Origin of the sequence: Agrobacterium sp. InxBP2, from assembly GCF_026191755.1 — a bacterium.
GTDB lineage: Bacteria > Pseudomonadota > Alphaproteobacteria > Rhizobiales > Rhizobiaceae > Agrobacterium > Agrobacterium pusense.
Genome location: NZ_JAINDY010000021.1, coordinates 129,140 through 156,093 on the forward strand (window position 1 = coordinate 129,140; position 26,954 = coordinate 156,093).

Below are 26,954 nucleotides of genomic sequence, written 5' to 3' on the forward strand. Positions count from 1 at the left end.
CGCTTAGCTGGCGACAAGATGGCCGGGTGAGACTTCGCGATATTCCCGCGGCTTCACGGAATAATCGACTGAGCGGATCGGACTTTTCAACTCGTCATTGGCGGCACCGCGACGCGTGTTTCTGCGGTCCGGGTCCGGCACCGGCACGGCCGCCATCAGCTTGCGGGTATAGTCATGCTGCGGGTTGTCGAAGACAGCCGCACGCGGGCCGATTTCGACGATCTCGCCGAGATACATCACCGCCACCCGGTGGCTGACGCGCTCCACCACCGCCATGTCATGGCTGATGAAAAGAAAGGCGAGATCGAGGCTCTGCTGCAAGTCCAGCATCAGGTTGATGACCTGCGCCTTGATCGAGACATCCAGCGCCGAAACGCTCTCATCAGCGACGATCACCTTGGGCTGGAGTGCCAGCGCGCGGGCGATGCAGATGCGCTGTCGCTGACCGCCGGAAAACTCGTGCGGGTAACGCGCTGCCATATCGGGCGAGAGCCCGACCTTTTCCAGCATGTCGGCCACCACATCCTTCGCCTCGCGGGCGCTGCCCATATGGTGTTCCAGAAAAGGTTCGGCGATCGCCGCGCCCACCGTCATGCGCGGGTTGAGTGAGGCAAAGGGATCCTGAAAGATCATCTGCACCGTCTTGCGCATCTCTCGCATGCCTGACTTGTCGAGGGCGAGAATATTCTCGCCGTTCACCACCACGGAACCGGCATCCGGCTCGATGAGCCGCATGATGGCGCGACCGGTGGTCGACTTGCCGCAGCCGCTTTCGCCCACCAGTGACAACGTCTCCCCGGCCCTCAGATCGAAGGACACGTTTTCCACCGCATGCACGCGGCCGCTGAGCCGCCCCAAGAGACCGGAGTGGATATCGAAGCGCTTGGTCAGCCCCTCAACTTTGAGCACCGGCTGGGCTGCGGCATTGACGGTATCGGCCGGACGCGCCGGTTCCTGCGTTTCTCCCGTGGTGGTGTTGACAATGGGAAACCGCAGCGGCCTTTCCTCGCCCGTCATGGAACCGAGAACCGGAACCGCGGACAACAGTGCACGCGTGTAGGGATGTTTACCGCGATGGAAAATATCCGCGGTCGCGCCGACTTCCACCTGCTCGCCGCGATACATGACGACCGTGCGATCGGCGATCTCAGCCACCACGCCCATGTCATGGGTGATGAACAGGACGGAGGTACCTTCCTCTTCCTGAAGTGTCTTGATGAGATCGAGAATCTGGCCCTGAATGGTGACGTCAAGCGCCGTCGTCGGCTCATCCGCGATCAGCAGCTTCGGTTTGGAGGCAAGCGCCATCGCGATCATCACGCGCTGGCGCATGCCGCCTGAAAACCGATGTGGATATTCATCGAAACGCGAGGCGGCGGAGGGTATGCGGACTTTTTCGAGCAGGCGGATCGTCTCCGCTCGCGCTTCCGCTTTCGACATGGGCTGGTGGCACAGAAGAGCCTCGGAAATCTGGTCACCAATGGTGAAGAGCGGGTTGAGGCTTGTCATCGGCTCCTGAAAGATCATGGCCACCTCATTGCCCCGCACCCGCCGCATGGCGTCCTCTGAAAGTGACAGGAGGTTGCGCCCGCCGAGCAGGATTTCGCCCTGAACCCTGCTGCTTTCCCGATCCAGCAGCCGCATGATCGAAAGCGATGTCACGCTTTTGCCCGAGCCGCTTTCGCCAACGATCGCAACCGTCTCGCCTGACCCGACATCAAAGGAAATATCACGCACCACCGGTTTCCAGCCGCCATCCACGTGAAAGGACGTGGTGAGGTTGCGGACGGAAAGCACGGCATCTTTGGCACCAAGCGGTACTGCCTGCGGCATGGTCATGATCGTTCCCTTCTTTTCTTCTCGTTTGAATTCAGGCACGGCGTCACGGCCTGTGTCTTCTCCCCGTCGGGGAGAAGGTGGCCCGAAGGGTCGGATGAGGGGGCGACGTTCACGATAGATCGCACCCCTGCCCCCTCATCCCGCTGCCGCGACCTTCTCCCCGGCGGGGAGAAGAAACTCGCGGCACCCGCTCGTTCGATATGCAGTCGTTATTAGTCCGGCCAGCGCAGCATGCCGTCGAAACGGTGGCGGCTGCGGTCTTCGAACGGTGTCGCAATTACCTCGTTGGAGGCGCGCGCCCTATCCAGCTCTTCCGCCAGACGGGACGCTACGATGGTTTCCTGGCCGGGATGGAGGTTGCAGGGGTCAAGATAGAAATAATGATGCTCCACCTCGTGATCACGGGTGATGATCGGCGGATTACCCTTGGCCAGCGCCGTTGTCAGGTCCCATGCCGTAATATGCGCTTCTTCGGCATTGATGATAACGCGCAGCCGGTCGAGCGGGTTGTTGGTCGGGTCGGGCTCGATCAACGCCGTCACGCCCGGCCGTCCATCCAGCGTCCTTTTCCAGAGGTTGAGATAACCGGTTTCCCGTTCGCGAATTCCGGCATGGTCCCGCTTTTCCCAGGCCTCAAGCGCCGCCATGACGCCATAGATACTTTCCTTGCCGACTTTCATGCCGCGGCCGATGCCCATATTCTGAAGGAAAGCATGACGCACCAGTTCCTTCTTACCCGCGACGATGCCCGAGGTGGGTCCGCCGAGGAACTTGTGGCCGGAATAGAGCACGACATCCGCACCCGTGGCCAAAAACAGCTTCAGGTCGTATTCGGAAGCGGCATCGACAATGACAGGGACACCCTTGGCGTGGGCGATCTCGACGAATTCGGAAAGATGCAGCAGACCGTAATCCACCACATGATGCGAGACGACATAGACAGCGGCAGCCGTCTTTTCGGTGATGGCGTTTTCCATATGGAAACGGTGGGTCGATGTTGCCTGCCCGATCAGCACCACCTTGCCGCCGCCGAGCCGGATGGCCTGATCCACCGGCGCGCCATAACTCACCACATGCCCCATCTGCACCAGCACTTCGTTCTTCTCAGGCGCGACATCGGGCAGCTTTTCGATGGCCAGCAGATTATTGCCGGTAATGGCGCCCGCCACCGCAAGGCTGATGCCTGAAGAGCAGGAGGCCGTGACGAAACCGGCCTCGCCCCCCGTCAGCCTCGCAATCACTGCACTTGCCTTGCGCTGCAGATCGTTGATCTCGACAAATTGCGGCAGGATGGCCGCCATGGCTTCAACCGCTTCCGGAACGACGATGGAAGCGCCGAGCGAGGTCATGGTTCCCGAGACGTTGATGACCGGGCGAAGGCCGATCCTGCTTCTGATATCCTCGGTCATGTCTTTCTCCTGTCTTTGCGATGCAATGGGCATCGACATATATGCCATAATAATGTAATAGCTTCTCAAAAATGATGAGGAGCCAAAATTGGACGCCCATAAGCTGGACGAAACGCCTTTATCCGCCCTTCCCGATACGGCGGAAAACCCGGACGCGAAGGTGGCCAAGCGCTCTCGCGTCAGCGGCATCGACCGCGCCCTTCAGGTTATTGATTACCTTTATGAAACCGGATCCCCCGCCGGCGCTTACGCCATTGCCAAGGCGATCAAGGCCCCGCTGTCCACCGTCTATGTGATCATCGACGATCTCATCGAAAAGAACATGCTGGCGCGCAATGCCGATGGCAATATCTGGCTCGGCGCGCGGCTTTACCACTACGGTCTTGCCTATGCCCGCTCGCTCGACTTCATGGGTGTCGCCACCCACGAAATGCACGATCTCTGCCGCCATGCGGGCGAGACGGTGCAGCTTTGCGGCCGCGATGGCGACCATATGCTGGTATTGGCCATGGCGGATGGACCGAGCCATTTTCAGGTCGCGTCCCGTGTCGGCACCCGCGTTCCCTTGAACTGGACGGCGTCCGGACGTCTGCTTGTCGGGCATCTGCCGGAGGCGGAACGTCTCGAACTTTTCCGTCGCTGCGCCCGTTCCTCGCCGACCGGACGCGCCGAAATCAACCCGGAAACGCTGTCCCAGTCTGCGGCGGCGGCCTTCCATGACAGGCTGTCGATCCAGGTCGCCGAGTCCGATTACGCCGTGGCATGCATCGCTTCGCCGATTTGCGACAACAGGGGCGAATGCGTTGCGACGATTTCCATCGTGCTGCCCGAGCAGAAGGTGCTGGCGGACGAGAACCACTACACCGAGCAGGTCAGGGTCTCGGCGGAACGGATCGAAAAGCTGATGGGCTGGCGCAACCATTGAACGGCCTCAACCCTTGAGCGCGACGATGGCTTCGATTTCGACGGTTATATTGCCCGGCAGTGAGCCGAAGCCCACGGCAGAGCGGGCATGTTGTCCCGCATCGCCGAACACATCGATGAAGAGATCGGAACAGCCGTTGATGACGCTCGGGTGATCGCGGAAATCGCTGACGGCATTGACCATGCCGAGCAGCTTCACCACCTTCTTCACCCGCGACAGATCGCCCAGCGCCTCGTGCATGACGGCAAGCAGGTTGATGCCGGTGAGACGCGCATGGTTATAGGCCTCTTCCAGCCCGATTTCCGCGCCCACCTTGCCGGCATAGAGGTGGCCATTTTCTTCCCGCGGCCCTTGGCCCGAAAGATAAAGCATGTTGCCTTCCACCACATGCGTGACGAAATTGGCAATCGGCGGCGGCGGCGGCGGCAGGGAGATGCCGAGCGCGGCGAGCCGGTCATAGGGCGAGACGTGCCCTTCTGCGTCGAGCGAAGACTGTTTCACGCGAATTCCTCATAATGCCGGGAGCGGTTTCCCGTAATGGCTGCGAACGGCGGAGGAAGGACCTCCGCCCTATCAGTCGGGGTCAGCGCCAGGAATAACCATGGCTGTGGCGCACCAGCTTGCGCGCCCTTGGAATGTAACGGCTGGCCGCGATGGCTTCCGCGCCGATAACCGCGTAACGCGGCTCGAACAGGCGCTTCAGGCGCGACACGTCGCCGTTGGAATCGGTCGCTTCCAGATCGGCATCGACAAGATCAAAAACAGTGAAATCTGCGCGCTGACCAACCTCGAGACGGTTTTCCATATCGAGGCGGATGATGGAGGCGGGGTTACGGGTCACGGCTTCAACCACGTTTTCGAAGGGCATGTTCACGGAGAGCAGCTTCGACATGGTGGTTGCCAGATCCCAGACGGGGAAATTCATCGAATGGCCATGCAAATCCGTAGAGATGGAGAACGGAAGCAACCCGCGTTCAATCGCGGCTTCCGCAACCTTGAAGGAAAAGGATGCGCCGCCATGGCCGATATCCAGCCGGATGCCTTCCCCCGCGCAGCGTTCGGCAAGGTTGAACAGGTCCTCGTCTTCCATGATGCTGGAGCCCGACTTGCCGTTGAAGCAGTGGGTCACGACATCGCCGGGGCCGAGAATTTCCAGAACCTCGTCGTAAAGGGCCGGTGGCTCGCCCACATGTACCATCATCGGCACTTTCAGGATCTTGGCGATCTTCTTGCCGAGCTTGACCGGCGTCACACCCCAGGAGCCGGTGATGACATGGCTCGCCCGCACCTTCAGGCCGACTATATGCTCGCTGTTTTCCGCGTAACATTCGAGGATACGGTCGAGATCGATGTCCTTGATGTCGCGCAGTTCAGGCACCCGGTTGCAGGCAACGAGGCCGATGGAGCCGAGGTTGAGGAAGGCCTTGATGCGCTCCCTTGAGGGTTCGATGATATATTCCCTGAAACCGTGGAAATTCGCCTCGCCCGCCGAACCGGCATCCACCAGTGTGGTTACGCCGCGCTCGGCCCCGCATTCGGAGGGGCGGATAGAGATGTCGGTGCCGCCGTGCCAGATATGCACGTGCAGATCGACCCAGCCGGGCGAAATGAAGGCACCCTTGGCGTCGATACGCTGCGCATCCGCAGGCACCTGCAGGGCAGAGCCTACCGCGGCAATCTTGCCGTCGCCGCCGATCAGAATATCGGTTGAAGCCTCAGACGCACCTTTTCCGAAACCGACAGGTTTGACATTGGTGAGAAGAATGGGAGCTTGAAGAGGCGTTTTTGCCTGTTCACCTGATGTCATATTACAAATCCCTTCGCAGTCTTGGGTCGAGCATGTCCCGCAGTCCATCGCCAACCATTTGCAGCGACAGCACGGAAAGAATGATTGCAAAGCCAGGGAAATAGGTCATCCAATCGGCCTGTCCGATATATTGGCGGCCGGCGGAAATCATGGTTCCCCACGTTGGAATTTCGGGGCTGACACCGAGTCCCAGAAACGACAGGCCGGCCTCCGCCAGCATGGCGCTGGCAAAAAGAAAGGTGCATTGCACGAGGATTGGCGAGACGAGATTGCGCAGGACATGCCGTGTCATGATGTGGAAAGTGGAAATGCCGAGCGCCTTTGCCGCCTCCACATAGGGCAACTCACGAATTACCAGCGTCGAGGCGCGCACGATGCGGGCAAGGCGCGGCGAATAAACGACGGCGAGCGCGATGATGACAGTCGTCAGCGACGGGCCGAGAGCCGCCACCAGCGCAATCGCCAGCAGAATATCAGGAAACGCCATCATCGCATCGATCAGCCGCGCGATCGGCGTATCCAGTTTCTGGAAGAAACCGGCAAGCAGGCCGAGCGTGATGCCAATCAGCGCCGAAAGCGCCACCACGGCGGCCCCGACCAGAAGCGACAGTCTTCCGGCATATATGGTACGGGAAAAGACGTCGCGACCAAACTCATCGGTGCCGAACCAATAAAGTTCGCTCGGCGGCTTCAGGCGGTTCACGATCGACAGTTTTGAGGGCGAGTACGGCGCTATCATCGGCGCGAAAACCGCAAGCAGCACGAAGACAAGCAGCACGAGCAGGCCGGCGGCGACTGTCTTGCGCTTCAGGAGACGCCGAATGAACAGGACGGTCGGGTTGCGTGCCGGGGGAACGGTGGAAACGATATCGGCCATCAGTAGCGAACCCTCGGATCGACCAGCAGGTAGAGCATGTCGATTGCAAAATTGATGAGCACGTAGAGCCCGGCGATAACGAGAAGCGCGCCCTGGATGACCGGATAATCACGCCGGAGTACCGCCGAGACGACGAGATTTCCGACCCCCGGCAAGCCAAAGACCGTCTCCGTTACCACCGCGCCCGAAATCAGCACGGCGGCGGTGAGGCCAAGCACGGTGAGGATGGGTATAAGCGCATTCTTCAGCGCATGTTTCATCACCACCCGACGCTCCTTGACGCCCTTGGCGCGCGCGGTGCGGACATAGTCGTCACCGAGGACATCCAGCATAGAGGCGCGGGTGAAGCGCAGAATGAGGGCGGAGGACACGAGGCCGAGCGCGATGGCCGGCAACGTCAGATGATACATGCGCTCGGCGAAACTCGACCCCGGCCCGCCATACCCCGATACCGGGAACATATCGAGCCTGACGGCGAAGACCTGCATGAGGATGAGGCCGAGCCAGAAGCTCGGAATGCTCGCCGCCAGCATCGCCACCGTCGTTGCGGCCTGGTCCACGAACGAGCCGCGCCGGTAAGCGGCATAGATGCCGATCGGGAGAGCGATGACGCTGGCGATTAGCAGTGAAAAGATTGTCAGGAAAAAGGTCGGTTCGGCCCGATCCAGCAGGGCTGATCCGACAGGCATATTGAGAAAGATCGACTGGCCGAGATCGCCCTTCAGCAATTGGCCGATATAGTAGACATATTGCACCCCAAGCGACTGATCGAGGCCGAGGCTGGTGCGCAGTTCCGCAATGTCCTGTGCCGAGGCATCCGGCCCCAGCATCACGGCGGCCGGGTCTCCGGGCGTGACGCGCAGGATGACGAAAACGATGGTGACGACGAGGAACATCACCACGATCATTCCCGCAAGTCTCTGGAAGATATACCGTATCACGAATAAAAGCTCCTGATCGCAAAAGTGGCGGACCACTTATGCGAGATAGTTGAAGCGAAGCTGCTGAAGGGTGCCGGCAGCCCGGCACCCGATTGCCGTCCTGGCTTTATTTTGTGACCGAGGCATTCCAGAAATACGGCCACGGAGCGGGATCGACGCCTTCCAGCTTGTTGGACTTCGCCGCCACGGCATTGAAGTCACCGATCTTGAGAAGCGGCAGCTCGGCATAGATCGTCTTCTGCACATCGGCCCAGAGAGCGATGCGTTTATCCGGATCGACTTCGGCAGTGAAGGCATCAACCGCAGCCTTGCGTGCCGGCGTATCCCACCAGCCCGGCGAGCTCGTGGAAAGCGCGCCCATCAGCGCCGGTTCCGGCAGGAACGGGCTGTGGCTGATATAAATATCCCAGAGCTTCGGGTCAGCGCGGCGCTGTGTCAGCGTCGCCCAGTCCACCACCTGCATATCCACCTTGAAACCGGCCAGTTTCAGATATTCTGCAGCAACCTGCGCCATCTTGTAATGGAACTCATACTGGCGGCTGGTAAGGATGCGCAGCGGCTCACCATTGTAACCGGCCGCCTTCAGCTTTTCGGCGGCGGCTTCCGGATTGCCGACATTATAGTTGCCCTCGACACCTTCTTCTGAATGCCAGGAGAAGTTGTCGGGATAATAAGCGCCGTCGAGCGCGTAGAAATCCGTGCTGCCGAAAGCCGCCGCGAGCATGTCTTCCATGTTCAGCGCTTCCGTCACCGCCTTGCGAACCTCAAGCTTTGAGGACAGTCCCTCCTTGGTGTTGAAGACGAAGACCGGATAGCCGAAGGGCTTCAGCATCAACGGCTGCGAGGCGGAGGACGACTTCACCTTCTCGAAGGATTCCACAGGAATGGAATCGACATAGTCGTATTGGCCCGAAACGGCGGCTTCGACGCGGGTGTTCGGATCAGGCACCGGAACGAAGCGGATTTCATCGAGATATTGATGGCGCGCACCTCCGTAACCGTCGCTTTCGCCGCCGCGGGACTTGTAGCCATCGAAGCGCACGAGCTGGATATACTGGTCGGCCTTGCGTTCCTTAAGCATATAGGGACCGGTGCCGATGAATTCGGCCATCGGCTCCGCCTGCTTTTCGGCCGGCAGGATGATCGCCGCGGAATTGTTGAACGCGAGCAGCGAGGTGAGCGGAGCATAGGGCTGCTTGAGGGTGATCGCCACCGTACCGGCGTCGGGTGCGGAGATATTCTCGATAAAGCCGGCTGCCTGCTTGCCGCGCGAGGCGATCTTCATCCAGCGTCCGAGCGAGGCGACGACATCTTCAGACGTCATGTCGCTGCCGTCGTGGAACTTGATGCCCTGTCTGAGCTTGATCGTGTAGGTTTTGCCATCTGCGCTGATCTCGGGCAGGCTTTCCGCCAGCAGCGGCGTCACCTTCCAGCCCTTGTCGAAAGTATAGAGCGTTTCGAAAATATGCTGTGTGACGATGCCGACGAGATCGGCGGTAGACGCCATGGGGTCCAATGTCGGCGGCTCGCCGATGGTGGCGATATTGATCACGCCGCCCTTTTCCTGGGCCATCATCACACCCGGTGCAAGCAACAAAGCGGCGGTGGCGAGAAATGCAATTTTACGTCTCATGGTCAAGCTCCCAGCTCTTCTGTGTTCCATTATTATGTTATATGCATCTTTATAACAGAATATCTTGCTGCGACGCCTTGTCAATAACCTTGAAGCAAGGAGGAATGATTACCAGACCGATGGGGAAGCATTTTGGTACGCGCCGCCCGCCCGGCGCGCTTTCGGCAGCCACAGCCAGACGCCGGGTCGGCGCAGATGTCAGGAAATTAGGAAGCGGGATATTTCGCATCTGCGAACAAGATGCTATTCAAGAGACGGAGCAGGACAGGATTCCGACAGACATAACCCTGCGTCCATATTATTTTCGCATTGTTTCGTCTTCGCAGCCGCGCTTTTGCGGGTGAAGACAAGATTGATATTCGATACTGCCGGCTTATTTACAGGTCGGATTACAAATTTTTATTACGTTGATATTATTGAGGAAACTATGAAGACGGCGATCGTCCATGACTGGCTCACCGATAGGGGTGGGGCTGAAAAGGTCCTTCACAACCTTCTCGAAATCTATCCTCAGGCAGATCTTTTTTGCCTCGTCGATTTCATGAGCGAGCGTGATCGCGGCTTTCTCGGCGGCCGCCCGGTGAATACCTCCTTCATCCAGAAGCTGCCCTTCGCCCGGAAGAAATATCGCTCTTACCTGCCGCTGATGCCGCTCGCCATCGAGCAATTCGATCTGAGCGGTTATGATCTCGTCATTTCCTCAAGCTATGCGGTCGCCAAAGGCGTCATCACCGGGCCGGGCCAGTTTCACGTTTCCTATATCCACAGCCCCATCCGTTATGCGTGGGATCTTCAGCATCAGTACCTCAAGGAAACGCGGCTGACGCACGGCTTCGCCTCGTGGATCGCCCGCGCCATCCTACATTATATCCGCATGTGGGACATCCGCACCGCCAACGGTGTCGACCTGATGACCGTCAACTCCAAATTCATCCGCAACCGGGTGCGCAAGTGTTATGGGCGGGATTCCACGGTGATCTATCCCCCGGTGGATACCTCCCACCTCTCTCCCTCTGACCGCAAGGGCGATTATTTCGTCACTGCATCACGGCTGGTGCCCTACAAAAAAGTGCATCTGATCGTCGAAGCCTTCGCCAAAATGCCCGACAGGCGCCTCGTTGTCATCGGAGACGGCCCGGACATGAAGCGCATTCGCGATATCGCAACTCCCAATATCGAAATCCTGGGGTTTGTCGGCAATGAGGAGCTTCACAGATACATGGCGGAAGCCAAGGCATTCATCTTTGCGGCGGAAGACGACTTCGGCATCGTCCCCGTCGAATCCCAGGCTCTGGGCACGCCGGTGATCGCTTATGGAAAGGGCGGCGTGCTGGAAACCGTCATCCCGCTCGGCGGCTCCAACCAGCCCACGGGCCTTTATTTCCGCGAACAGACGCCTGAAGCGATCTGCGGCGCTGTGCAGGAGTTCGTCGACAATTCCGACCGCTTCGACAAGACCGCCTGCATCGACAATGCCGCCCGTTTCTCCCGCGAACGTTTCCTGAGGGAATTCGCCGACACCGTCAATTTCGCGCTCGCTGAACGGGCATGACTAGGGCACGCCCTCAACCAACATCCACCCCCGGGAACCTCTATCGAGCGCATAATGAAACCACAAAAGCCGCGAGATAATATTTATGATGTCGCCAAAGGTCTCTGTATAATTCTCGTTGTCTTTGGCCATGCGGAAAGAGGTCTAAACGGCTCCGGAGCGCCGCCGCACTTCAGCCTTATGGGTTTTTGCGACTATGCTATCTACACCTTCCATATGCCGTTTTTTTTCTTCTTGTCGGGATTATTCTTCTCCGGACAGGCTACCGCCCCAGGGCGCTTTTTTGGCAAGCTTGGAAAAAATATCGTCTACCCCTATTTCTTCTGGTCAGTTCTCCATGGAAGTCTGATGGTGATGATGGGGCGATTGGGCCTCACAAACACGATCATCGATCTAAACAGAGTCCTGGAAATCCTGTGGAGCCCGATAAGTCCCTTCTGGTTTCTTTACTCGCTCTTTTTCTGCCACCTTGCCTCCTATTCATTGAGTTGGGTGCCCGTCTTCCTCCGGGTGGCATTCGCACTCATACTGTTCGGTTTGTTTTATATCCAGAACCAGTGGGTCCAATTGGACGTTGCCTACGGGTTTCTCTATTTCACACTCGGCATCGCCGCTAAACAATACGACTTCCAGCAGATGCGATACACGACGCGCTCGTTCATGGGGATCTTGGCAGCCTTTTTGATTGCCACCTATTTCTCCTGGAAAATTGAGGTTCCTGAACGGCTTCCATTCCTGTCGGCTATCCTCGGAATAGTGATGACTGTTGCTATTTCGCAGGCGCTGGTTATTCGCGAAAACGCAATTGCATCAACACTCAAGACAATCGGCCAATTATCCGTCGGAATTTACGTAATGCATATTATTGCTATCGGTTTCGGCCGGGCCGTCGCGACCAAGTTACTCCACGTAACTGACATGGCAAGCTTGACAGCAACCATAACGATTGTGGGCGTTGCGTTGCCTGCGCTCTTTCAAATGGCCGCAATACGTTTCGGCATACATGAATGGGTGGCTCTGCCCGCCTCTGCACATCAGCGACTTACCACCAGCTCTACAGAGCAACAGATGTCCATGCGATAATGAAAGTAAAATCCCGAGTCCGGTGATGAAAGTGACTTCATAGTCTGCGAAAATTTTTTTTGAGAAAAACTATATCAAAAAAATGAAAACTCCCTTTAAAAACAGCCGCTTGTAAGAATCCCTGATCAATTGAAAAAAATCACATATAGTGACAAAACTGCACTAGCGGAATGCAGCGATCAAAGTAATTATGCCGACCAGTCAAATATTGACGCGTTATCTAAATAGGCGCGGTCCGAGACGGACACATCAATTTAGGTAATGCAAACCGGCTGAGATTTTCTGTGCCGGCGTTATTTACGAAGTGATCATTTTTTAAAAACCTATACGTGTCCGTTTTTCCCGCTTTTCGGACGATATTCATTTTGAGGACCAAATGCGTTTATTGAATGTTTCGATTCTGCTCGCCTCTGCGGCTCTGGCAGGCTGCACTGTCACAGCGGCATCTGGCCCCGACGCAGCCACAATCGAATCCAACGCCTCCGTAAAATTCGGATCAAAGGACAAGAAAAAAACAGCAGGCGTGGATTATGCGCTTATCGACATTAACAGCTCCGTCCTTAACTATGTCGGTGATACCACCACGACCACCTTGCTCGGCAGCTTCGGTGGTGGCAAGGGCGGCGTCCCGGCATTGCCGATGGGTGTCGGCGACGTAGTCCAGGTTGCCATTTTCGAAAGCCAGGCGGGCGGCCTGTTCATTCCAAACGATGCAGGCAGCCGCCCGGGTAACTTCATAAGCCTCCCCAACCAGACGGTCGACCGGGAAGGCAATATCAGCGTTCCCTATGCTGGCAAGATCCGCGCAACCGGCCGCAATGTCGAGGATGTGCAGAGTGAAATCGAGGAGCGCCTGGCAAATCGCGCCATCGAGCCGCAGGTTCTGATCACCAAGATTTCCAGCCGCTCCGCACAGGCCTCGGTTCTTGGCGACGTCAAAGAGCCGACAAAGGTGCAGCTGTCGGAAGCAGGTGATCGCGTTCTTGACGTCATCTCTTACGCCAAAGGCCTGAGTGCTCCCAACATAGAGTCCTATGTCACGCTCATTCGGCGCGGGAAAACGGCCCGCGTCAACTATAATCACCTTGTCAGCACGCCTTCGGAAAACATCTATGTGGTGCCGGGCGACACCATCATGGTGGAGCGGGAGCGCCGCACTTATCTCGCCTTCGGCGCTTCCGGCCTCAACGGCCGTTTCGAGTTCGAGGACGCCGATCTCAAGCTCTCGGACGCCCTTGGCAAGGCGGGCGGATTGCTCGACTCCCGTGCAGATCCCGCCCAAGTCTACGTCTACCGCATCGTGAAGCGCGATCTTCTCGTGAAGCTCGGCATCAACACGTCCAAATTCGCGGGCCAGGACGTTCCGGTCATTTTCCGTGCCAATCTGCGCGATCCCTCGACCTTCTTTGCCAGCACGAAATTCCCGATGCAGGATCGCGACATCATCTATGTCACGAACTCGCAGGCCACCGAACTCTACAAATTCCTGGATCTCGTCGGCTCCGTGCCCGCTACCACAGGCAATGTTGCTGAAGATGTGCTGGCCACCCGCAACGCCATCCGGGCTTTCTGACCTCCGGCGTATCGCATCGCGAAAAAGGCCGCCCCGGAAACGAGGCGGCCTTTTCCCGTGCCAACCGGCGCGAAGAATATACGCAATGGCGGGGTTGCATGCGAGAGCGATCCGCTTCAGCCCCTGTACGGCAGGGCAAACGGCCGCCGCACACGGTTGTTGCCATTACAAAAGTTTAAGGTGATTTCGCAGCGTATTGGGTGTCTTGTGGAGGAAAGCTGCTCCCAAGGCTTGCCGCACATGTCGGGAAACATGTATCGCCTTCATTACGCGGAACCGTCAGATGAAACGTTTCTGGACCGCCCTCAGCGTTCTTGCCATCGCAGCCGGCGGCGCGTGGTATTTCAAGGACCGCCTGCCGCTCGATCAAATTCCCTATCTAAAACAATTTGCCAGCACTCCACCGCAGGCAGAGACCGCAACCGCAGAGACGACTGCAAATGCAAAACCGCAATCCTCCCGCAATGGCCAGCCAGGCGCACAACAGGGGCAACGGCAGGGCGGTGGGCGGCGCAATGGCGGACCACCGACCGTCAGCACCATTTCGGTCATTAAGGCGACGCTACCAATGGACGCGGCGGCAACAGGGTGGGCGGTCGCAGCCGATATTACCAATATCGCGCCGCTCCAGGCCGGCCTCGTCACCGAAATCGAGGCAAAGGACGGCCAGCACATCAAGGCGGGCGACCTGATCCTCAAGATGGACGATCGAATTGCCCGCGCGGCGGTCGACAAGGACAAGGCGAATATCGCCGCGGACCAGGCGACACTTGAACAGACTGAAGCCGCTTTTCAGCGTGCCGCCAACCTCGTCAAGCAGAGCGCCGAGTCACAGCAGGTGCTGGATCAGGCCAGAGCGGCGCGGGACAGCGCCAGCGCCAAGATCGATGCCGACCGCGCAACACTTGCGTCCGATCAGGTAGCGTTGGAACATATGGAAATCCGTGCTCCCTTCGATGGGAGACTGGGTGATATCAGCGTCAGCCCGGGGGCTTACCTCAGTGCCGGCGTGAATATCGTGACCATCACGAAATACGACCCCATCTCGGTCAGTTTCCGGCTCTCTCAACGCTATCTGCCGCAATTGCGCGAAGGCGTAGCGAAAGACACGGCAGTTGATGTGGACCCTGCGGCGACCGGCGGCGAGGCGATGCGCGGCGTACTGCGTTTTTACGACAACACTGTGGACCAGACCTCCGGCACAGTGCTGGCAAAGGCGGAGTTCAAGAACGACCGCGGCCTTTTGTGGCCCGGTCAGTCCGTCAACGTCACCGCGCATTTTGTTTCCGAAGACGAAATGGTCGTCGTACCGACGGTCTCTGTGAGACCCGGACCGAAGGGCAATTTTGTCTACACGGTCGACGGCGATCATCATGCTCATATGACGCCAGTTGAGGTCGCGCGTTCGAACGGCGACCTCACCGCCATTGCGCGCGGCCTTAATGGCGGAGAGCATATCATCGTCGAGGGCCAGTCGGAACTCGCCGACGGCCAGCTCGTGATCGAGCAATTTTCCGACAAGGGCGGGGCGGCAGGCAATCTGGCCGCCAATATTCCGCAGGAAAAGGCTGACCGCCAATGATCCCGAATTTTTGCATCAACAGGCCCGTCGCCACCACGCTTCTCGCCATCGGCCTCGTTCTGGCAGGCCTTGCCGGTTTCCGTTTGCTCCCGGTCGCGGCCTTGCCGAAGGTGGATTTTCCGACGATCAACGTGTCGTCATCACTCTCCGGCGCCTCCCCGCAAACCATGGCCACCTCGGTCACCACGCCACTGGTCAAGCAGTTCGAGACAATTCCCGGCGTTAGCGAGATCAGCGCCACCAATACGCTTGGCAACAGCTCGATCGTGCTTCAGTTCGATCTCAACCGCGATATCGACGCGGCCGCTGCCGACGTGCAGGCCGCAATTTCCCGCGCGCAACGGCAACTGCCGAGCAATATGACGACGACGCCCAGCTATCGCAAAACGAACCCGGCCGATGCCCCGGTACTCTTGCTTGCGGTCAACAGCAAGGAAATGCCCACCAGCAAGGTCGATGAAATCGCCGAGAACATTATCTCCCCGCTCCTTTCCACCATTTCCGGCGTGGCGCAGGTGAGTATCTACGGTGCGCAGACCTATGCCGTGCGCATTGGGCTCGATCCGGCGCAGCTTCAGGCAAGAGGCCTCGGCGTCGATACGGTCACCACCGCCATTGCCCAGGCGAACAATCAGGTTCCCGTCGGCGCACTGCAGAACGATAATCAGCGCCTGACGATCGAGGCCGATACCCAGCGCACGAACGCAGCCGCCTTCCGTTCGCTGGTCGTATCGACGAACAACGGTGCACCCATTCACCTCGGTGATATCGCCAACGTCACCGACAGCATTGACAACACCAATGCGGGCAGCTGGTTCGACGGCGAACAGGCCATCGTTCTCGCCGTTCAGCGGCAGCCGGATGCCAACACCGTCGATGTCGTGGACGCCATCAAGGCCAAGCTGCCGGCGCTTCACCAGCAATTGCCACCTTCCGTCAACATCAACGTGATGAACGACGCCTCGACCGCGATCAAGGACGCGATTTCCGACGTTCAGTTTACCCTGTTCCTGACCATCGGGCTGGTGGTGGCAGTGATCTACCTCTTCACCGGGCATCTGACGGCAACCGTCATTCCGGGTCTTGCCGTGCCGTTGTCGCTGATCACGGCTTTCGGCGCGATGTATGTGCTGGGTTACAGCATCGACAATATCTCCCTGCTTGGGCTCACCCTGTCAGTAGGTCTTGTGGTGGATGATGCCATCGTCATGCTGGAAAACATATTGCGCCTGCACGAAGAGGGGCTGCCGATGCGGGAAGCCGCGCTGCAGGGTGCAGCGGAAGTCAGCAGCACCATCCTCTCCATGTCGATTTCGCTTGTCGCCGTCTTCATCCCCATTCTGTTGATGGGCGGGGTGATCGGCAGGCTCTTTAATGAATTCGGCATGGTCGTCACGCTCGCCATCATGGCCTCGGCTCTGGTATCGCTGACGGTCACGCCAATGCTCGCCTCGCGCCTTTCCGGCCACTCCTCCCGGCCACCGGCGATCATCCGTTGGTTCGATGCCGGCTTCGAGCGGACGCTTCGTGCCTATGGAAACGCCGTGAGCTGGTGCCTTTCCCATCGCCGTATTGTTTTGGCGTCATTTCTCGCCTCGGTCGCGGCATCTCTTTATCTATTCGAAGTGCTGCCCTCCAGCTTCTTCCCCCAGGAAGACATCGGCCGTCTTTCGGTTTCGACACAGGCGCGAGAGGATATTTCCTACACGGCGATGCGTGATCTCCAGGCGCAGGTTGCCGATCAGATCCGCAAGAATCCGGCCGTGGTCCACGTTACATCCATCGTTGGCGGCAATTCGCGCAATCCGCTGAACAACGGCTCGATGTTCGTCGAACTCAAGCCCAAGGAGGAGCGTGCACCTCTGAGCCAGGTTCTGACGGAACTGGGCCAGGCCAGCTCGAAAGTCGCGGGCATCCGCACCTATATCAACCCGCAGCAGAGCCTGCGTTTCGGCGGGCGCAGCTCTGCCAGCCAATATCAACTCGTGGTGCAGGGCTTGAACGCTGATATCACCAATGAATGGTCGAACAAGCTGATGGAGGCGATGCGCCGCGACCATACCTTCACGTCAGTCACCTCGGATGCCCAAAACGGCGCCATCGCCGCCACGATTTCGGTCGATTCGGAAAAAGCCGCTGCCTTCGGGATTACCAATGATCAGCTGCGCAAGACACTGGAAATGTCCTTCGGCGGTTACACCGCCGCACAGATACAGTCGACCGGCGACAGCTACGACGTCATTGTCGAGTTCGACAGCTCGAAGCCGTGGAATGACGATTTTCTGAGTGACATCAATATTCTTTCGGCCAAAACGGGCGTACTGGTGCCGCTTTCCAACTTCGCTGCTCTCACCCGGACGCAAGCGCCTGTGACCATCAATCAGACGGGCCAGCTCGTCTCCACCACCATCTCCTTCAACCTTCCGGATGGTGTGGCACTCTCCGACGCCACAAGTCGGATCGACCAGCTCAAGACCACGATAGGCCTGCCGCAGGATGTCTTCACCAGCTATGGCGGCACGGCGGCAATCTTCCAGCAGAGCCAGGGGAACACCGGAATCCTCATTCTGGCGGCGGTGCTCACCATCTATGTCGTTCTCGGCGTTCTCTATGAGAGCTTCATCCACCCGCTGACCATTCTTTCCGGTCTGCCGGCAGCGGCCTTCGGCGCCCTTGTGGCGCTGAAGGTTATGGGCATGGATTTCTCCATCATCGCCCTGATCGGGCTATTGATGCTTATCGGCATCGTCAAGAAAAACGCGATCATGATGATCGACGTGGCGGTGGAACTGATGCGCGAAAAAGCGGAACCACCCACAACCGCCATTCACGAAGCCTGCGTGCGCCGGTTCCGCCCGATCATGATGACGACATTCTGCGCATTGCTTGGCGCTCTTCCCATCGCGCTCGGCTCGGGCGCCAGTTCAGAACTGCGCCAACCGCTCGGCATCGCCGTGGTCGGTGGTCTCATCGTCTCGCAATTGCTGACATTGTTCATCACACCTGTCATCTTCGTGGAAATGGACCGCTTCGGCCGCTTCCTGACAGGGCTATTTTCCCGCAAAAAAACGGTGGAAAAGCATGCCGAACCGGAAAACCCGAAAGGAGCTGCCGAGCCGGATTCCGTCGCAGCCTAATAAAGGCTTTCGAGGCGCTTCAGTGCCTCGGAAAACCCCGCCGGCTGCAGTTGGAAAGAGACAGCTCGCCCCTGCAAATCCGGAGCTTCAACAGTTAGCGTCTTTCCCGTCTCCAGCGCCGAAACAACTTCGACAAAAGGTGTGAAAGGCACAATGCAGCCGACAGGGAGGCACGTGCTGACCTGCACTTCCTGCAACCGGACATTGGCGGATTTTATTGAGAAGAGCTTCGTGACGGCAAGGCCGAAAGGCATGACGATAGTGCCGGAGAGCTTACCCGGCGCTTTGCCCTCATCGAGCCGAAATTCGACCGAAACAACGAGTTTTCTGGTTTTTTCCTCAAGTTGCACCTGCGCAATGGCGCAGAGCGGCTTCGCCGTTGACTTGTCCGTGCCATCAGCGGGGTCATTTTTTTCTGGTGCGGCACAGGCAAGTTGCCAGCTTCCGTGAACTTCATGCAGCGGCATGGCTGGGCTCGCGCTTTCCTGCGCGCGCGCCTCACCGCGGGAAAAACAAACGAGAATGGCAATGGCAAGCACCGCCGCGTGTGGCATATTTGGTCTGAAGGACATCAGAAACGCACTCCCAGCTGGGCTGAAGCAGATTGATCCACGACGCCCGCCCCGAACACCGCACCATACCGGAACGTCAGCGTGGCAGACGGACCAAGATCATAACTGAGCCCAAGATTAAGCAGCGCGACATCCCGCGCCATTGCCGTCCCCGCGACGGAAAAGCCATCGCCACCGGCATAAAACAGGGTGCTTATAACCGACTGGTCATCATAGGCATGCCGCCATCCGATATCGAGCATCGCCCGTCCGGAGGCGGTCTCCAGCACGATGTCATGGCTGAGGCGGGCACCGATCGTTGTGTAAAGCTGATCATGACTGGCAGAGCCGGAGGAAACCGCGGAAACACCGCCCTGCTCTGCAAAGGCTTCCGTCTGAAGATTCACGTAACTAATGGTTACATAGGGCTCAAGGAGCACCCTATCGAGATCAAAACGCCACGCAGCTTCGGCGAAGACCTGCGTCGTGGAAGCGTCGTATTGGCCCGTCAAATTTTCCTGCAATGTCGAAAAGGAAATCGCCCGACGCGTTTCCACATTCTGGAAGGCATGGGTCGCGCCCACCCGGAGAGAGGCAGGGCCATTCACCGCGCTCGCATAGGCTGCCAGATAGTAGCTATCCGTACCGGCAGATGCCGAGCCTTGTCTTAAAGTATCGTGGCCGTACCCCCCTGCAAGGCCGGCCCGAATGCCGCCAGCAACATCGCCGTCCAGCCCCAGAAGCATACCGCCTCCCGACATATCAACCGTTGCGCCATTTCCATCAGCCCCGACGCGGCTGCGCGATCCGAAACCGCTGGACCAGAAAGTAACGGTGCCTTCCCCCGACGCTCCGCTCGAGCCAGGAGGAGCGCCGGCAGACATGATGCTCCGCACGTCCGCGCCGCTGAATGCGCTGCGCATCCTCTCCAGAATGACGTCTCGCGTCAGCTGGCTGCGATTGATCAGCGCCATGGCCAGGGAGGGATGCAGTTCACCTGCAAGCTGCGAAAAGGCTGACTGGGTTTCACCCTTCTGAAGAAACAGAGCGGCCTGATAGAGTTCCGGATCTTCCCGGATGGCATCAACGGCATTGGCCGCATGGGCTGCGTTTTCTGTGGATGTCTCTGTCGCCAGAAGTCCCGGCTCCGGCGACACGCGGTTGAAGGAGAGATAAGCGGTGCCATTATCGGCGCTTTTCGTGACGCTCACCAGCAGATAGGCAAACCTCTCGTCCACGCCGGTAAATGCGCCCGTGATGCCGCCCATCGTCGTCAATATCGGATATTGTGTGCCCACCGTATAAGCCGAGTGGCTTGCAAGAGGCATCACTACGAGGCTGACATTGCTGCCGATGGTGACGGTGCCGCCGACAACAAGCCGGTCGGAACTGCCGGAAGGATCGATTTCGACGACGTAGGACGAGCCATCAGCAAATGTCACATCTCCGGTCGATGTAATTGTGCCGATAGAATTCCCCGGTGAAAGCGTGCCGCCCGACGCGACCGTCAAACCGCCTACCGTACCGGAGCCGCCAAGCGTTGCACCGCTGCGAACGGAAACGGCACTTGCCAGCGACCCGTTGACGCTGAGCTTGCCCGACGAAACTTCCGTCGCACCGGTATAGGTGCTGTTGCCCGTCATGACCAGATTGCCCGACCCCGTCTTTTCAAAAGAGCCGGTGCCGCTGACGACATTCGAAAAGGTCCCGCCGCCATCCAGGACAAGCTGCGCGTTGTTGACAATGTCACTCGAACCGAAGCTTTTTGCGCTTCCGACCAGCGCCCCCGCAGAAATTGTGGTGTTACCGGAGTAGCTGTTATCAGCGGCGAGGATCAAGTTGCCACTAACGGTCTTCTCTATCGTACCTGACCCCGTGATGGTGTTTGCAAGTATGCCGGCCCCGTCAACGACAAGCCTGGAATCATTGGCTATTTGCCCTGAGCCGAAACTCGTGGCTTTTCCTTTCAGTATCCCCGAAGAAATCGTGGTACCGCCGGAATAGATGTTGTGGCCACTCAGCGTCGTAACACCGTTTTCTGCGATAACTCGACCAGCGCCCGCAATATCTGCAGACAATCCATAGTCGGTTTCAGAATGATTGAGAACGATGGTTCCGTCGCCAGCGCCGAAATCAATATTGGTCGCGCTGACACCGCCAGCTGAGACGGCCGTTTGCCCGGAGGGCGCCCCAATTGTCAAAACACCGTTAGAACCAGCCGACGAAGCTATGAAGACAGTGGTGGCCGCAAGCGAAGCGCCGCCGGCTACCTCCACTGAGCCACGACCGGCCCCGCCAATCACGAGCGATTTAGCGGCGTTGACCTTCGATCCCGTTCCGCCGATATAAACGTTCCCGATGGACGTTCTCTGATCACCAACGTAAAGGTGATCGGTCGCAACCGACCCCGCATCATGTACCGCCAGAGTTCCCGCGCCTCCCGATCCAACAAACATGGTGCCGGAACCCGCCATGGCGCTGTCAGCAGAAACGGTAACAGCCGAATCGGCACCGATCACGACCAGCGTGCCGGAAGAACCGGCAAACTCGCCAAGCCGAAACGCTTTCGACCGAATTTCGCCACCGGCAGCAACCGAAACCTGGCCTTGCGTGCCGGTTTCGTATCCGACGAAAAGGGTGCTCGCCAGCGTCATTGTCGAGCCGCCGCCTTCGACGGTGACTGAAGCAGTGCCAGCTTCCTTTGCCACGTAAGCATTGGCACTCTCAACGGCCCCACCGGTGATTATATTCAAGGCCGCGCCGCCCTTTCGACCGACCACAACATCTCGGGTCTTGAACATGCTGTTGGCGCCCGAAACCGTTATTATGCCATTGCTGCTGCCACTATTCGATCCGATAATCGTTCGCTCTGAATCAATACGCCCGCCATTTTGGACAATCACCTTACCCGGTCCGTCCACGCCTACCTCAAGACCGTCGCTTCCAATCTTCCAGCGAGATCCGCTTCCGTCCACAACGGCTTCGCCGGTTGAAACGGCCGACATCCCAAGCCGGCCTGATGAGCTTTCCACCACACCGCCCGACAATATCTCGATTTTGCCGTAGCCAGCGGCCGCGGTAGCGTCGCCGGCATCACCGCCCAGACCAAGGTTGTCCGTCTCCCATAGCGTATCCGCACCTGTTACGAAGACTTGCGCGAACGCGCGACGACCGACGACAACGGTTCCACTTATCGCCATCGCGGCAGCGGCGACAGTCATCGTCGCCGCACCTTCGTTTCCCACGATCAAAGTGCCTGTTGTCTCCAGACGAGAAATGCGACCATCGATCATTAAGTTGCCGGTCGATGTATTGCGGTCGCCTATGATCGTCGTTCCGAGGCTCTTGACCACACCGCCGCCGGCGATTGTCAAAAATCCCTGCCCCTGGTCGCCGATAATCATCCCCTGCGATACGGTCAGATTACTGCCGGCACCGTCAACGGAAACGGTACCGATTGAACTGATACCCTCCGCAACAGCCAGCTCTTTTGTTTTGAAGGTGCTGGCACCCGATACATTCAGGACGTTGAAAAGATCGTCATCAAGATAACTTACGAAGACCCTGCCGGAATTATCGAAGCTGGATGAATTACCAAGGGTAAGCTCACCATTGCCGCTTCCTCCACCAAGAAGAATATTCCCGCCTGAAGTCGCATGACTGCCGCTCAGATCAAGCTTACCAACACCGACGCCCCCGACGAAGATGTCGTGACTGTTGGACCAACTGCCACCACTAAAATCAAGCGTGCCGGTTTGGGAATATTCATGACCCAATCGCACATAACCCGTTTCCAGGCGACCTTTCACCGTCATTGAGCCATCACTGGTGGCGGCGATACCCAATTCCGAGATTGTGGCCTCAAAGCCAGCTGCAATTGTGGGGCCGGGCTTGTTGATCCCTGCGAAGTCATCCACGCCCGGGACCCGGTAGTGACCCTCCCAGCTGCCGAGCGAAAACCAGTCATCCGTTGGAGAACCAACCCAGGCGATGGAATCGGCAAACGCCGTTGGCACGTAAGCCACCGAAACTGCCAGGGCGAGAAAGCTGGTCGATGCGCGAAGAGGAGGCCAACATGCGGGCGAGAGCCCGGCGCCAGACCTGCGCGACCCTTTTCCCCTACGCCAGATGCGACCCGACATCCGATCTCCCTCTGGTACACCCCGCCCCTTCGCAAAGGCGAATCACTCTCGATCCATCCAATTAGCGCAGCTTGAGAGATAATCGTCAGTATAAAATGCACTGATAATGTTTTTACTTATGAAAAAAAAGAAAAAGGAGCGCGATCCCGCGCCCCGACAAATGTAAAATCACATATAACTAAAATAATATCTGCACCGGAGGATGCAGAGAACCTGCCTATACACGCTACTGCCGGGCGAACCGTCCGAAGGCTCCACCCGAAAAGCACAGCGGATCACCATCCCGATGGGCAGCGCGCAACACCTCGCCGACGATGATAGTGTGATCGCCCGCATCATGCGCCGCCGCCTGCCTGCACTCAAAACGGGCCAGCGTTCCGGGGATGACCGGTACACCTTCATCGTTCAATTCCCAGTCAAGATCATCGAAAGCACGGCCGTTGCGGGTGAAGCGGGCGCTCAGCACGTCCTGATCGGCGCTCAGCACATGAATGGCGAAATGGGTCGCGCCGCTGAAGGCCTGATAACGCGACGAGCTTTTCGCAGGTGACCACAGCACCAGCGGCGGATCGAGCGAGACGGATGCGAAGCTGTTGACCGTCATGCCGATCGGGCCTTCCGGGGTCGTGGCTGTTACCACAGTAACACCGGTGGTGAAAGCGCCGAGCGCGTTGCGAAAGCTGCGGCTGTTTTCGCCGCCGGGAACGAATACATGTTCATTGGGCATCTTGATTGCCTCTGCAACTGTCATCACGCCACCTCTTTTCCAATCGCAAGGGAGTAGAGTTCAAACCATGTCTGGCGGTCCATCGTCACGCGAAGCGCATCGGCAGCGGTTTTGATGCGTTCGAGATTGTTGGTGCCAAGCACCGGCACGATCTTTGCCGGATGGCGCAGCAGCCAGGCGATCGCGACGGCCGTCGCGTCGACGCCCTGTTCCTTGCCGATGCGCTGTAGGGCAGCCATGGTGCCGCCATGCGCGCCGGAGAACAGCGAACCGCCACCGAGCGGCGACCAGGCCATGGGCGAAATGCGCTTTTCCTGCAGGTAGGCGAGATCGCCATTCGTGAAGGAATCGGTGGCAAGCAGGCTCATTTCGATCTGGTTTGTCACCAGCCGGTTGCTCATGGCCGATTGCAGCAGCGAAAAATCCCACGGGCGGAAATTGGAGACGCCAACCGCCTTGACCTTGCCCGACGCCACCAAGGCATCAAGTGCCTTGCCGGTTTCTTCCGCGTCGATCAGCGGGTCGGGGCGGTGAATGAGCAGCAGATCGACGTGATCCGTCCCCATGTCGCGCAGCGACGCTTCCACCGAAGCGTTGATGTGGCCCGCGGTCGTGTCGTAATGCTTGACGCGGGCGGTGGCATGGCGGCCGGCCGGGGCGACGATGCCGCATTTGGTGACGATTTCGATTTTGTCGCGCAGTCCTGGCGCGGCTTTCAATCCGGCGCCAAGAATGGCTTCTGCCGTGTATCCGCCATAGATATCGGCCTGATCCATGGTTGTGATGCCCTGTGCGAGGCAGGCCTCGATCTTCGCCTGTACATGCGCCGGCGAGGTGTCTGCATCGTCACCAATGCGCCACATGCCGTAAACGATGCGGCTGAGTTCGAGTGTGTCAGAAAGAGCGATACGTTCCATCAGTGGCGTTCCCCGTTGCCGAGCGGCGTCGCTGGCGTTTCAGAAGGCACCCGGCCATAGGCATGCGGCAGGGAGCAGGTTTTCATCTGCGGCAACACCTTGGTGCCGAAATGTTCCGCCTCGTCGAGATGCGGATAACCGGACAGGATGAAGGCGCGGATACCCATCTTCTGGTAATCCTCCAGCGCCGAAAGAACCTGATCCGTCGAGCCGACAAGTGCTGCACCGCAGCCGGAGCGCGCCCGGCCGATGCCGGTCCACAGATTGGGTTCGACATAACCGAACTTGTCAGCGAGTTCACGGGCCCGTGCCTGATGCGACACGCCGAGTGAACCGCTATCGTGGGCGCGGTTGCGGATCAGCTGGCCGTATTCATCATCGAGCTTGGAGACCAGATGTTCGGCATATTCGCGGGCTTCCTTTTCAGTATCGCGCACCACCATATGGACGCGCAGACCATAATCCAGCGTGCGGCCATGGGCGGAAGCGCGCTCGTTGGCGGCGCGCATGCGGCCCGCCAGCTGGTCCTTCGTCTCCGGCCACATCAGATAGACGTCGCATTGTGCGCCACAGAGCTCAAGTGCATCTGGAGAATAACCGCCGAAATAAAGAAGCGGGCCGCCATTCTGCTGGTAGGGTCTCGCCGGCTCGGTCGATACGCCCTTGAACTGGTAGATTTCGCCGTCGTGGTCGATGGTGTCGCGGGTCCAGGCCTGCCGCAAAATCTCGACGACCTCGTGGCTGCGCTTGTAACGAAAGGCGCTGTCGGCGACTTCGCCCGGAAAGTCCGAGCTGATGACATTGAGGGTCAGGCGGCCTTTCAGCATGTGGTCGAGCGTGGCAACCGTACGCGCCAGCATGATCGGCTGCATTTCGCCACAGCGGATAGCGGCAAGGAAATTGATACGGTCGCTGATCGGCGCACAGCCGGCGACAAAGCTCAGCGTATCCTGCCCCACCTGATAGGACGACGGGCAGAGAATGTTGCGGAAGCCAAGTTCCTCAGCTTTTTTGACGATATCCGAGCAATGTTCGAAGCTGGAACGCAGGCTTCCATCCGGCACGCCGAGATAGGCGTAATCATCGGAACACAAAGCGGAAAACCAGGAGACCTCGGCAGCATCGAGATCAGCGGATGTAACGGGTACGACGGTCATGCAATTCCTCCTCAGGGCCGCTCTCGTTGTTCTTGCATAACATCAAGAAATATGTAAATCAATGATGTATCAATTTTTGTTTCGGGTGGAGGAAACGGCATATGAGACACACTGGTGGCAGTTTGCCCATGTATCTACAGATCGCCGAAATGCTGGTGCGCGAGGTGTCAGCAGGGCGGCTGATCGACGGCGAGAAGCTTGCGCCGGAGCGCGATATGGCTGCCGATCTCGGCATCGCCGTCGGTACGCTACGCAAGGCGCTCGCCGAATTGCAGGAGCGCGGCCTTCTGGAGCGCGTACAGGGTTCCGGCAACTACATCCGCGCGGTCAGCGATCCGCAAAGCGTCTACGCTTTCTTCCGGCTTGAACTGATCGAGGGGGGCGGCCTGCCGACAGCGGAGGTTCTGGATGTGACCCGGCTAGCGAAGCCCGCCGATCTGCCCGCTTTTGGCACCTCCTCCGAAGGACACAGGATTCGTCGTCTGCGGCGCATTGCCGGCAAACCGGCCGCCATCGAGGAAATCTGGCTTGATGGTTCCTATGTTGACACGATCACCATCGAAAACATGTCGGAATCTCTCTACCTCTATTACCGCACTCGCCTCAACCTCTGGATATCGAAGGCGGAGGATCGCGTCGATCTCGGTGAAGTGCCCGAATGGACGCCCGAAGGGTTCGGCCAGAAAGCAGGCGCATCCGTGCCCCGCGTCCTGCGTCTCAGCCAGGCGCAGGATGGTGCAGTGGCAGAAGTTTCCTGGACCTGGTTTGACCATTCCGTGGCGCGCTACGTTTCTCGCATACGTTGAGACTGCGCAAAATTCGCGTGATCTACAGGAGTGAAGGAATTTGACGGCAGGCAAGCCAACCACTGCCCGCCAGCGGGCGATTTTGCGGATATATTTCTTTTAATCAATGACTTAGTAGTTTTTGATTTCTGTCAGAAATAAAATTGATACACTATTGATTTCCTTTTAGTGAAAGGTAATATCACGACCACAGGGAGACAGGCGTTTCGCCACCCCACGTTATTGCCAGACAATCGGGCTCGATTTTCGAAGATGCAGTACGGGGAACTTGAAGGTTGATACCGGCTATTGTGTCC

Annotated in this window: 19 protein-coding genes; 7 read left to right on the forward strand and 12 right to left on the reverse strand. The window is 58.3% G+C overall.

What is annotated here, in order from left to right:
• Positions 1–3: 3 nt before the first annotated feature.
• Together K7A42_RS04545 and K7A42_RS04550 are read right to left on the reverse strand one after the other, a co-directional pair.
• Positions 4–1,839, reverse strand: coding sequence for an ABC transporter ATP-binding protein (locus tag K7A42_RS04545; RefSeq protein ID WP_282454905.1), 1,836 nt, complete (start codon positions 1,837–1,839; stop codon positions 4–6).
• Positions 1,840–2,051: 212 nt separating this feature from the next.
• Positions 2,052–3,248 (reverse strand): aminotransferase class V-fold PLP-dependent enzyme, encoded by a 1,197-nt coding sequence (locus K7A42_RS04550; protein ID WP_282454906.1) that lies wholly within the window; start codon positions 3,246–3,248, stop codon positions 2,052–2,054.
• Positions 3,249–3,336: 88 nt separating this feature from the next.
• Here K7A42_RS04550 and K7A42_RS04555 point away from each other — a divergent pair, with 88 nt between their 5' ends.
• The gene (locus K7A42_RS04555) at positions 3,337–4,173 is read left to right on the forward strand and encodes an IclR family transcriptional regulator (protein WP_072493551.1); all 837 of its coding nucleotides are present in this window, start codon (positions 3,337–3,339) and stop codon (positions 4,171–4,173) included.
• 6 nt (positions 4,174–4,179) lie between these two features.
• Here the strand turns inward: K7A42_RS04555 and K7A42_RS04560 are convergent, their stop codons facing one another.
• The 5 genes from K7A42_RS04560 to K7A42_RS04580 all read right to left on the reverse strand — a co-directional run bounded on the left by K7A42_RS04560 (position 4,180) and on the right by K7A42_RS04580 (position 9,431).
• Complete coding sequence (locus tag K7A42_RS04560; protein ID WP_004438756.1) at positions 4,180–4,674, reverse strand: RidA family protein; 495 nt, start codon at positions 4,672–4,674, stop codon at positions 4,180–4,182.
• An 82-nt stretch (positions 4,675–4,756) separates the two neighbouring features.
• On the reverse strand, positions 4,757–5,980 hold the full coding sequence (locus tag K7A42_RS04565) for an amidohydrolase/deacetylase family metallohydrolase (protein WP_004438755.1): 1,224 nt from the start codon (positions 5,978–5,980) through the stop codon (positions 4,757–4,759).
• Between the two features lies 1 nt (position 5,981).
• Positions 5,982–6,857 carry an ABC transporter permease gene (locus K7A42_RS04570; RefSeq protein ID WP_004438752.1) on the reverse strand — a complete coding sequence of 292 codons (876 nt, stop codon included), beginning with the start codon at positions 6,855–6,857 and terminating at the stop codon, positions 5,982–5,984.
• Positions 6,857–7,798: an ABC transporter permease gene (locus tag K7A42_RS04575; protein WP_162719241.1), complete on the reverse strand. Its 942-nt coding sequence runs from the start codon at positions 7,796–7,798 to the stop codon at positions 6,857–6,859. Before K7A42_RS04575 ends, K7A42_RS04570 begins: the two co-directional genes overlap by 1 nt.
• A gap of 106 nt (positions 7,799–7,904) precedes the next feature.
• Complete coding sequence (locus K7A42_RS04580; RefSeq protein ID WP_282454907.1) at positions 7,905–9,431, reverse strand: ABC transporter substrate-binding protein; 1,527 nt, start codon at positions 9,429–9,431, stop codon at positions 7,905–7,907.
• 427 nt (positions 9,432–9,858) lie between these two features.
• On the opposite strand from K7A42_RS04580, the gene K7A42_RS04585 reads away from it, so the two are divergent.
• The 5 genes from K7A42_RS04585 (at position 9,859) to K7A42_RS04605 (ending at position 18,358) form a co-directional block, all read left to right on the forward strand.
• Positions 9,859–10,983 carry a glycosyltransferase family 4 protein gene (locus tag K7A42_RS04585; RefSeq protein ID WP_112636740.1) on the forward strand — a complete coding sequence of 375 codons (1,125 nt, stop codon included), beginning with the start codon at positions 9,859–9,861 and terminating at the stop codon, positions 10,981–10,983.
• Positions 10,984–11,037: 54 nt separating this feature from the next.
• A complete protein-coding gene (locus K7A42_RS04590) occupies positions 11,038–12,066 on the forward strand; it encodes an acyltransferase family protein (protein WP_282454908.1) in 1,029 nt (342 codons plus the stop codon).
• Between the two features lie 376 nt (positions 12,067–12,442).
• The gene (locus tag K7A42_RS04595; protein WP_006698533.1) at positions 12,443–13,639 is read left to right on the forward strand and encodes a polysaccharide biosynthesis/export family protein; all 1,197 of its coding nucleotides are present in this window, start codon (positions 12,443–12,445) and stop codon (positions 13,637–13,639) included.
• Positions 13,640–13,922: 283 nt separating this feature from the next.
• Complete coding sequence (locus tag K7A42_RS04600; protein ID WP_282454909.1) at positions 13,923–15,221, forward strand: efflux RND transporter periplasmic adaptor subunit; 1,299 nt, start codon at positions 13,923–13,925, stop codon at positions 15,219–15,221.
• On the forward strand, positions 15,218–18,358 hold the full coding sequence (locus tag K7A42_RS04605) for an efflux RND transporter permease subunit (RefSeq protein WP_282454910.1): 3,141 nt from the start codon (positions 15,218–15,220) through the stop codon (positions 18,356–18,358). Before K7A42_RS04600 ends, K7A42_RS04605 begins: the two co-directional genes overlap by 4 nt.
• Here K7A42_RS04605 and K7A42_RS04610 read toward each other — a convergent pair.
• From K7A42_RS04610 to K7A42_RS04630, 5 genes are all read right to left on the reverse strand, one after another.
• On the reverse strand, positions 18,355–18,930 hold the full coding sequence (locus tag K7A42_RS04610) for an invasion associated locus B family protein (protein WP_416220895.1): 576 nt from the start codon (positions 18,928–18,930) through the stop codon (positions 18,355–18,357). The genes K7A42_RS04605 and K7A42_RS04610 overlap by 4 nt on opposite strands.
• Positions 18,930–23,051: an autotransporter domain-containing protein gene (locus K7A42_RS04615; RefSeq protein WP_416220896.1), complete on the reverse strand. Its 4,122-nt coding sequence runs from the start codon at positions 23,049–23,051 to the stop codon at positions 18,930–18,932. The genes K7A42_RS04610 and K7A42_RS04615 overlap by 1 nt, the downstream gene beginning before the upstream one ends.
• A gap of 226 nt (positions 23,052–23,277) precedes the next feature.
• Positions 23,278–23,802: a flavin reductase family protein gene (locus tag K7A42_RS04620; protein ID WP_004438731.1), complete on the reverse strand. Its 525-nt coding sequence runs from the start codon at positions 23,800–23,802 to the stop codon at positions 23,278–23,280.
• Positions 23,802–24,695, reverse strand: a complete 894-nt coding sequence (locus K7A42_RS04625) for an aldo/keto reductase (protein ID WP_282454912.1) — start codon at positions 24,693–24,695, stop codon at positions 23,802–23,804. The genes K7A42_RS04620 and K7A42_RS04625 overlap by 1 nt, the downstream gene beginning before the upstream one ends.
• Positions 24,695–25,852, reverse strand: coding sequence for an LLM class flavin-dependent oxidoreductase (locus tag K7A42_RS04630; protein WP_174151584.1), 1,158 nt, complete (start codon positions 25,850–25,852; stop codon positions 24,695–24,697). Before K7A42_RS04630 ends, K7A42_RS04625 begins: the two co-directional genes overlap by 1 nt.
• Before the next feature lie 101 nt (positions 25,853–25,953).
• Here K7A42_RS04630 and K7A42_RS04635 point away from each other — a divergent pair, with 101 nt between their 5' ends.
• On the forward strand, positions 25,954–26,658 hold the full coding sequence (locus tag K7A42_RS04635) for a GntR family transcriptional regulator (RefSeq protein ID WP_137069892.1): 705 nt from the start codon (positions 25,954–25,956) through the stop codon (positions 26,656–26,658).
• The last annotated feature ends 296 nt before the right edge of the window (positions 26,659–26,954 follow it).